Origin of the sequence: Bacillus hominis, from assembly GCF_018332515.1 — a bacterium.
GTDB classification, from domain to species: Bacteria; Bacillota; Bacilli; order Bacillales; family Bacillaceae_G; genus Bacillus_A; species Bacillus_A hominis.
The window spans coordinates 1-6531 of record NZ_BOQD01000242.1 but is presented as its reverse complement, the minus strand read 5'-3'; the positions used below and the strand labels follow the sequence as shown (position 1 = coordinate 6531).

Sequence of the window (6531 nt, the reverse complement as noted above, 5' to 3'; positions counted from 1 at the left end):
TATACTAATTCTATTTTATAATGCTAGTTCCTTCTTCTTTTTATAAAAAAGACAGAATTTTCAATTTTATCCTAAAAAAAAAAACGCAAAGAACGGAACGTCCTCGCATTTTCATTCGATCGACCAAAAATATATCGAACATAAATCCAATTTTATCGACTTACCAACAAATAATTACCACTAAACTATGACTGCTCTATATCCCTTGAAATATCATATAATCCCGCTAACACTTCCGCTCTCATTTTTACAAGCTCGGGGAATTGATAGAAGAAGGCAATTTTTTTATATTTTAATTCTGTTCCTTCTTTCACCTTTTTGGAATCTTGTAAAATAAATGCTGTAAATGTATCTGCAATATCCTCTGCTACATTTGTCGTCCCATACAGTGAAACAAACTCACCATGCTTTTCCTTAAAAAATTCAATTTGAGCTTCTTCGCTTTCTTCCACATTCTTTTCTGTCCACTCCTGGTCAATTGGTTTCCAGAACAAATTATGAAATTGATTTATATAAGAGCTCTCCTTCGCACATCCTTCTTGTAAGAAAAGAGATTTACATTTATTTTGGTATGATGAAATATCTTTATCTTCTTCAAAAGCCTTTAAGTACTTTTCATTTACTGGTATTTGTTTATATCCTAGCGTCAATACATGAGCCGTCTCATGTATTAATGTTTTCATCACTTGATCGATATTTACTGCAGAATCAAGCGTATCTAGACTAATGGTCCACTCTTTCGGATACTCCATACTCGGCATAACGTGGGCGACAATTCCGTCGTAACCATCTGTTACCATGTCAAACTCTTTTATGTCAGTGCGATACTTAGCTGGAATAAGCGTGCTATACATCTTCCATAACGATTCATGATAATCCCTATCTTGACGTTGCTTTAATACTTCTTCTTTCGCGTCCTTATCCTCCGCAAAAGCCTTATTCAATCGTTTGCGATCTAGTTTATCGAAATAAGGATCTATAATTTCATCACCATCAATATAATAAGAAGCTAAAAAGAAATAATTTTCATCATCCTCTTTTTTCATTTCTGCTTCTTTCATATCGTTACTTGAATGTCCTTCTAAATCATAATCCTCTAGTACTTCAAGTTCTGAAAGTCCATCTATCTTTTTATATACTTTCTGAAGCATCTTATCGCCTATTTGTGTGCAGTCTTCTGTCGTTTCACACACATCTTTTTTCTCTCTTTTCGAAGTTTTCTCCGCCATATCGCATCCAGCTACAAAGCTAATTAAAATTATAAAACATGCTAACTTCCCATACAGTTCTTTCATTTGAACCTCCGTCGTTACAGTCTACAAAAATATGATAATCATTTTTTCACAAATATGCGATAATTATTTATAAAAGCTTTGAGGAGGTTACATATGATTCGTGCGGTGCTATTCGATTTAGATGGGACACTATTAGATCGTCGTCAATCTTTAGTGCGATTTATCTGTGATCAATATGATCGCTTCGCCTCTCATTTGATAAAAGTAGAAAAATCCGAGTATTGCTCTCGTTTTCTTGAACTCGACAATAATGGATATACGTGGAAAGATAAGGTATATGCCATTCTCCTCTGCGAATACAACCTTACTACTTTAACACAAGATCAACTGCTGCATGACTACACTACAAACTTTCAACATCACTGTATTCCTTTCCCAAACATGCATGAATTACTTCAACGACTAACTCAGCAAAATATAAAAATCGGTATTATTACAAACGGCTTTACTGATTTTCAAATGAACAACCTTCGCGCCTTAAACATACATACGTATACAAATACAATTCTCGTTTCAGAAGCTGCAGGAATTAAAAAACCACATCCCGAGATTTTCAAACGAGCTCTCCAAAAGCTAAATGTTAAGGCCGAAGAATGTATTTACGTTGGAGATCATCCAGAGAATGACGTAATAGGAGCTGAACAAATAGGCATTCTTGGCGTTTGGAAGAGAGATTCATTTTGGGATGACTTTGAACATTCACGTGTGGTAGATGATTTACTGGAGGTCCTCTCGTTTTTAGGGGCAGAGATCAAAACAAGACAAGAGTAAATATTATAAGAAATGAATAGACATTTAATTTAAGCATAGAAACAGAAACTGTTGTTTCTTTTATTTTATCCATCTTTTCCCCTCCCAAAAAGTAAAGATATCTTTACAAAAATTGTATAAGATATCCAAATCTATGTAAAGATATATTCACACCATTTTTTGGAACAAAAAAAGAAACCGGCCATTTTACTTCGTAAAACAGCCGATTTCTTCTATATGTTTCATTGTACGCGCTAATACATCGTCGCGCATAATAAAGCTAAATTTTCTATCAGTTTTAATATTATCAGGAATGTCTTTTAATAAAACAGACCCTTTCGTTTCTTCGTAATGCGTATGTTGCTCTACCGCACTAATTGTTGCAAAATAAATGTTTTTAATGATTATTTTGTCTTTTCCGGATACTTTGTATTGTCCTAAGTAAGTTAAATCAGAAACTATGCCGCCGGTTTCCTCATGAACTTCCCGAACTGCCGCTTCTTCCGGTGTTTCCCCTAGTTCTACTTTACCACCTGGAAATTCAAGACCGCGGCGTAAATGATGCGTTAATAACCATTGATCCCCGTACCGGCATACAACCCAAACATGCTTTGGTTCAGGAGAAAATGGGTAACGTTCAAACGATAATTGTACAGTGTTGTGGTAATAATCTTTAAATTTGTACATGCCATTACTCCCCTATTGATTGTTACAAGTTTTTCCTACCACAAATTGTAGCATATTCTCGCTTTTCTGCATAATATTATCCAATTACAATCCATTGATTATTCCCATTTGCGCGACTAATTCTTTCGTTTCATGATTCCCTAGATCATAAATCATTTTATATGCTTTTTGTAGTTGTTCATCATATCGATCATTATTCGAATCGTGATGATACTCAACGAATGGAACGTGGGAGCGTACATACGAACCTAAGTCCTCTTCATACGCTTGATCAAAATACTCTCTTAACTCCGTAATCTCTTCGTCATTTGCATAAATTTCAAAATTATACGTGTCCGCCGTCTTCACTTGTGAAATTTGACCATTTCCAACTGATATATAATATGTTTTTTTATTCTCCATGTAACACCCTTCTTTCATCCTTTTAATTTCTATTGTTTTCATCAATTACAAAATTATGTAAAATAAAGAAAAGGAGGGGTTTCATGTTCAAAATATTAATTATTGGGATTATAATCGTGCTAGTCATCCTCGTACTCTCCGTCATGACGATTAATAAAGGGTGTGCATATAAACATTCTGTTGATAAGCCAGAAGATAACCCTTACTCAAAAAATAATAAGGAGGACTCATAGTATGCTTCGTATACTTCGCATCGCAATCGCACTCACTGTGATAATTGTATCGGCAATTGGGCTCTATACAGGTCAAAATAACTTTCTACCACTTTCACAATTTCTATTAGGAGCTTTAATGTTTCTCATCGCAATTGAACAAATAAAGAAAAAAGATTCAGGAACAGGATTTATTTGTATTGCTGCTGGAGCTTTCAGTTGGATTGTTCTCATCAGTAGTTATATAAAATAAAGGGGTATATATATGCTAAAAGGATTGCGGATTACTTTTTCACTTATTGCTCTATCTGTAGCAATTTATGGATTTTTTACTGGTAATAGAGAAACGATGCCTTATATGTTCATTTTCTTAGGATTGATGGCTTTCACTATAGGACTAGGAGAAATAAAAAAAGACAGAAAATCTAGCGGTATTCTTGCTTTCATAGCTGGTGCCGGTGCTTTATTTCTTAGCTTCTCAGAAATATTCCGGTAAATAGTCTATTTAAAAGGGGGAATTTCATGCTAACTGGATTACGGATTGTTTTAGGACTTCTCACGCTTCTCATACTCTCGCTTTGCACTTATGCTCTTATTACTGATAATTTCGCACTTCTCCCATACACGCAATTCGCCCTTAGTTGTTTCTTTATTCTTCTAGGAATTAACGAAATTAAATCCGGACGAAAATCAATGAGCATTCCGTTTTTTTTCGTTTCTATTCTTATGTTCTTCGTTTTCATATCGAACTACTCTCGCTATGTATAGAATGAAATTTTGACCAATTTAGCATTTACAAGCACTTAATAAAATAGAGACCAACTTTGAAAAAAGGTGGAGATTTGTATGCTAAAAACATTACGAATTGTATCGGCTCTTATCGTCATCGCGCTCGCTCTATCCGGGATGTTGATAGACGCACTTGTTACATTGCCTTATATGCTCATCGCCTTATCTATTATGACCTTCATCATGAGCGCAGAAGAAAAACAGAAACAAAAGAAAGTACATAGTACACTCTCCTTCTTTTCTGGCGTATTCACTTTAATCGTTGCTATTGTTATTATTTTCTCTCGGTAATTTCTCTTTCTACTAAGGAGGGCTAAAATACACATAAGACAAATACAACTCATCATCGTTGTTATTACTTTACTTCTATGTTTATACAGCTTATTTACAATGAACTTTCAAATCTTTTCACCTATCATTTTGTTCCTCTTTAGTTTATATGGCATTTTAGTAGGAATTGAGACGATTCAAAAACAGCAAAAGCAAATTGGGGTTATTAGCATCGGGTTAAGTCTTTTTACGATTGTTTTTGTTATTCCATTTATACTGTTCTTTTAAAGGAGGATTATATGTTTAAAAACATTCGAATTTTCATGCTCTCCCACGTACTCCGCTAAATCGTTGTTCTTCTACTTCAATCTCTTCTTTCCTTGTATGAAAAATGTAAAATTCCCTTTGTGGAAAATCGCGATGTATTTTCTTATATGCAGCCCATGCACTTTCTGTACTATTATATTCATCTACTACTGACATTTCCTGAATCATACGTTTATTCCCTTTTGAATAAACTGAAACAGCTTCTACTAATACAAGAGTATCCGGATATTTGGTTCTTATTTCACTCCAATTCATTACCATCACTCCTTTTTCATTAGTTTAGCACACTCATTGTTTTTATATAAAATTTGTACTTTTCTCTTTTACAAATAAAAAAACTGCCCTTTCACAGGCAGTTTCACTTTATCCAAACACTTTCTCAAGTTCATCTTTATCTTGGCTTAACCAGAAGTTCATTAAGCGTTTTGCTCCTTCTAAATCGTGAAGCTTCGCTTGGCCACATTGTGTTTCATTTGCAGCTGGAATTTCTGTAATTTGAACCGCATCTTTTAATGTTAGTTCTAATAAATCAATGATTTCACGAACTGTTGGTGTCCCGCTTACAACAAGATAATATCCTGTTTGGCAGCCCATTGGTGAAATATCGATAATATCAAAATGCGGATAACGATCAATATATTTACGTAAATTAAATGCTAATAAATGCTCTAACGTATGAATAACATCTGGTTTCATTGCTTGTTTATTCGGTTGGCAAAAACGAATATCAAATTTATTTACAATACCGTCACTACCTACATTGTGAACTCCGCAATGTCTTACATAAGGCGCCTTTACAATCGTATGGTCTAATTCAAAGCTTTCTACTGATGGCATACAACATCTCTCCCGCTTTTAATTTAATTCCGTTATATCCAATATGATATAACGGAAATCGACATTAGTAAAGAATTATGTACGGTCGTGCTATAATACTTTAAGACTATGCTGAAAAGGAGCCCATTATGAAACAGATTTTTATCGGTATTATACGCTTTTATCAAAAGTTCATTTCTCCAATGACACCACCAACATGTCGCTTTCATCCGACTTGCTCTCATTATGGATTAGAAGCGTTTCAAAAACACGGTGCACTCAAAGGATTTTGGCTTACATGTAAGCGCATATTAAAATGCCACCCTTTCCATCCAGGAGGATTTGATCCTGTCCCAGATAAAAAGGATGACAAAGTAAATTCTTAATTGTCGTAACCATTCACAACTAAATCTAATTTTCCTGTGTCAGGATCTATAACAAGACCGTGAACAGGTACCTCTTCCGGAAGTAACGGATGGTTGCGAAGTACTGATACGCTATGTTCTACACTTTCTTCTACACTAGAGAAGCCGCGCAAGAATTGTTCTAAATCGATTCCAGAGTAACGAAGTGTATCTAATTTCTCTTCTGTTATACCGCGCTCTTTCATCTTCTCAATCGTACTGCTTGCTTGAATTTTTGCCATACCACAATCATGGTGACCAACTACACATACTTCTTCGGCACCAAGTTCGTATACAGCAACTAAAATACTACGCATAATACTTCCGAATGGATGTGAAATAACAGCGCCTGCTACTTTAATAATTTTCACATCACCGTTACGCATATTCATCGCTTTCGGTAATAGTTCAACAAGACGAGTATCCATACAAGAGATAATTACCATTTTTTTATTTGGAAATTTTCCTGTTTCATACTCTTCGTATTTTTTCTCTTCAACGAATTTTTCATTGTATTGTAAAATCTCTTCTAATGACTTCATAGTAAAGAACCCTCTTTTCTCTCATTTACATTACATA

14 protein-coding genes and 1 pseudogene are annotated in these 6531 nt (G+C 34.6%); 7 read left to right on the top strand and 8 right to left on the bottom strand.

What is annotated here, in order from left to right; genetic code table 11:
• Nucleotides 1-185 precede the first annotated feature (185 nt).
• Complete coding sequence (locus tag KI356_RS20730; RefSeq protein ID WP_212936318.1) at nucleotides 186-1295, bottom strand: recombinase family protein; 1110 nt, start codon at nucleotides 1293-1295, stop codon at nucleotides 186-188.
• A gap of 93 nt (nucleotides 1296-1388) precedes the next feature.
• Between KI356_RS20730 and KI356_RS20725 the strand changes: the two genes are divergently transcribed.
• Nucleotides 1389-2066 (top strand): HAD family hydrolase, encoded by a 678-nt coding sequence (locus KI356_RS20725; protein WP_212936317.1) that lies wholly within the window; start codon nucleotides 1389-1391, stop codon nucleotides 2064-2066.
• Here KI356_RS20725 and KI356_RS28270 read toward each other — a convergent pair.
• The 3 genes and pseudogenes from KI356_RS28270 to KI356_RS20715 all read right to left on the bottom strand — a co-directional run.
• Nucleotides 2053-2139, bottom strand: a pseudogene (locus tag KI356_RS28270) (DUF3267 domain-containing protein); the annotation flags it as partial. The gene KI356_RS20725 and the pseudogene KI356_RS28270 sit on opposite strands and share 14 nt — an antisense overlap.
• A gap of 113 nt (nucleotides 2140-2252) precedes the next feature.
• Nucleotides 2253-2732 (bottom strand): antimutator 8-oxo-(dGTP/GTP)ase, encoded by a 480-nt coding sequence (gene mutTA, locus KI356_RS20720; protein ID WP_002015736.1) that lies wholly within the window; start codon nucleotides 2730-2732, stop codon nucleotides 2253-2255.
• An 84-nt stretch (nucleotides 2733-2816) separates the two neighbouring features.
• The gene (locus KI356_RS20715; protein WP_002089150.1) at nucleotides 2817-3134 is read right to left on the bottom strand and encodes a hypothetical protein; all 318 of its coding nucleotides are present in this window, start codon (nucleotides 3132-3134) and stop codon (nucleotides 2817-2819) included.
• 83 nt (nucleotides 3135-3217) lie between these two features.
• Between KI356_RS20715 and ytzI the strand changes: the two genes are divergently transcribed.
• The 3 genes from ytzI to KI356_RS20700 are packed head-to-tail and all read left to right on the top strand — an operon-like array spanning nucleotide 3218 to nucleotide 3842.
• Entirely contained in the window at nucleotides 3218-3367 is a 150-nt protein-coding gene (ytzI, locus tag KI356_RS20710; protein WP_212936316.1) for a YtzI protein, read from the top strand.
• A 1-nt stretch (nucleotide 3368) separates the two neighbouring features.
• Nucleotides 3369-3599: a DUF3953 domain-containing protein gene (locus KI356_RS20705; protein WP_212936315.1), complete on the top strand. Its 231-nt coding sequence runs from the start codon at nucleotides 3369-3371 to the stop codon at nucleotides 3597-3599.
• A 12-nt stretch (nucleotides 3600-3611) separates the two neighbouring features.
• Entirely contained in the window at nucleotides 3612-3842 is a 231-nt protein-coding gene (locus KI356_RS20700; RefSeq protein WP_212936314.1) for a YczI family protein, read from the top strand.
• Between the two features lie 88 nt (nucleotides 3843-3930).
• Here KI356_RS20700 and KI356_RS20695 read toward each other — a convergent pair whose 3' ends face one another.
• Complete coding sequence (locus KI356_RS20695) at nucleotides 3931-4089, bottom strand: hypothetical protein (protein WP_212936313.1); 159 nt, start codon at nucleotides 4087-4089, stop codon at nucleotides 3931-3933.
• Between the two features lie 103 nt (nucleotides 4090-4192).
• On the opposite strand from KI356_RS20695, the gene KI356_RS20690 reads away from it, so the two are divergent.
• Together KI356_RS20690 and KI356_RS20685 are read left to right on the top strand one after the other, a co-directional pair.
• Nucleotides 4193-4426, top strand: a complete 234-nt coding sequence (locus KI356_RS20690; protein ID WP_128282926.1) for a DUF3953 domain-containing protein — start codon at nucleotides 4193-4195, stop codon at nucleotides 4424-4426.
• 27 nt (nucleotides 4427-4453) lie between these two features.
• The gene (locus KI356_RS20685; RefSeq protein WP_128282925.1) at nucleotides 4454-4693 is read left to right on the top strand and encodes a hypothetical protein; all 240 of its coding nucleotides are present in this window, start codon (nucleotides 4454-4456) and stop codon (nucleotides 4691-4693) included.
• A gap of 33 nt (nucleotides 4694-4726) precedes the next feature.
• Here KI356_RS20685 and KI356_RS20680 read toward each other — a convergent pair whose 3' ends face one another.
• Both KI356_RS20680 and luxS read right to left on the bottom strand, forming a co-directional pair.
• Nucleotides 4727-4987 carry a hypothetical protein gene (locus tag KI356_RS20680; RefSeq protein WP_002123307.1) on the bottom strand — a complete coding sequence of 87 codons (261 nt, stop codon included), beginning with the start codon at nucleotides 4985-4987 and terminating at the stop codon, nucleotides 4727-4729.
• A gap of 108 nt (nucleotides 4988-5095) precedes the next feature.
• The gene (gene luxS, locus KI356_RS20675) at nucleotides 5096-5569 is read right to left on the bottom strand and encodes an S-ribosylhomocysteine lyase LuxS (RefSeq protein ID WP_001141369.1); all 474 of its coding nucleotides are present in this window, start codon (nucleotides 5567-5569) and stop codon (nucleotides 5096-5098) included.
• 128 nt (nucleotides 5570-5697) lie between these two features.
• Here luxS and yidD point away from each other — a divergent pair, with 128 nt between their 5' ends.
• Nucleotides 5698-5934: a membrane protein insertion efficiency factor YidD gene (yidD, locus tag KI356_RS20670; RefSeq protein WP_000809328.1), complete on the top strand. Its 237-nt coding sequence runs from the start codon at nucleotides 5698-5700 to the stop codon at nucleotides 5932-5934.
• Here yidD and KI356_RS20665 read toward each other — a convergent pair.
• Nucleotides 5931-6494: a beta-class carbonic anhydrase gene (locus tag KI356_RS20665; protein ID WP_002123311.1), complete on the bottom strand. Its 564-nt coding sequence runs from the start codon at nucleotides 6492-6494 to the stop codon at nucleotides 5931-5933. The two genes, yidD and KI356_RS20665, sit on opposite strands and share 4 nt — an antisense overlap.
• Nucleotides 6495-6531: the final 37 nt, after the last annotated feature.

Coding starts and splice junctions, on each gene's coding strand:
- KI356_RS20705 (WP_212936315.1), top strand. CDS start 3,369: ATGCTTCGTATACTTCGCATCGCAATCGCACTCACTGTGATAATTGTA.
- KI356_RS20695 (WP_212936313.1), bottom strand. CDS start 4,089: ATGAAAACGAAGAACATAAGAATAGAAACGAAAAAAAACGGAATGCTC.
- luxS (WP_001141369.1), bottom strand. CDS start 5,569: ATGCCATCAGTAGAAAGCTTTGAATTAGACCATACGATTGTAAAGGCG.
- mutTA (WP_002015736.1), bottom strand. CDS start 2,732: ATGTACAAATTTAAAGATTATTACCACAACACTGTACAATTATCGTTT.
- KI356_RS20690 (WP_128282926.1), top strand. CDS start 4,193: ATGCTAAAAACATTACGAATTGTATCGGCTCTTATCGTCATCGCGCTC.
- KI356_RS20665 (WP_002123311.1), bottom strand. CDS start 6,494: ATGAAGTCATTAGAAGAGATTTTACAATACAATGAAAAATTCGTTGAA.
- KI356_RS20680 (WP_002123307.1), bottom strand. CDS start 4,987: ATGAATTGGAGTGAAATAAGAACCAAATATCCGGATACTCTTGTATTA.
- KI356_RS20725 (WP_212936317.1), top strand. CDS start 1,389: ATGATTCGTGCGGTGCTATTCGATTTAGATGGGACACTATTAGATCGT.
- KI356_RS20730 (WP_212936318.1), bottom strand. CDS start 1,295: ATGAAAGAACTGTATGGGAAGTTAGCATGTTTTATAATTTTAATTAGC.
- ytzI (WP_212936316.1), top strand. CDS start 3,218: ATGTTCAAAATATTAATTATTGGGATTATAATCGTGCTAGTCATCCTC.
- KI356_RS20715 (WP_002089150.1), bottom strand. CDS start 3,134: ATGGAGAATAAAAAAACATATTATATATCAGTTGGAAATGGTCAAATT.
- yidD (WP_000809328.1), top strand. CDS start 5,698: ATGAAACAGATTTTTATCGGTATTATACGCTTTTATCAAAAGTTCATT.
- KI356_RS20700 (WP_212936314.1), top strand. CDS start 3,612: ATGCTAAAAGGATTGCGGATTACTTTTTCACTTATTGCTCTATCTGTA.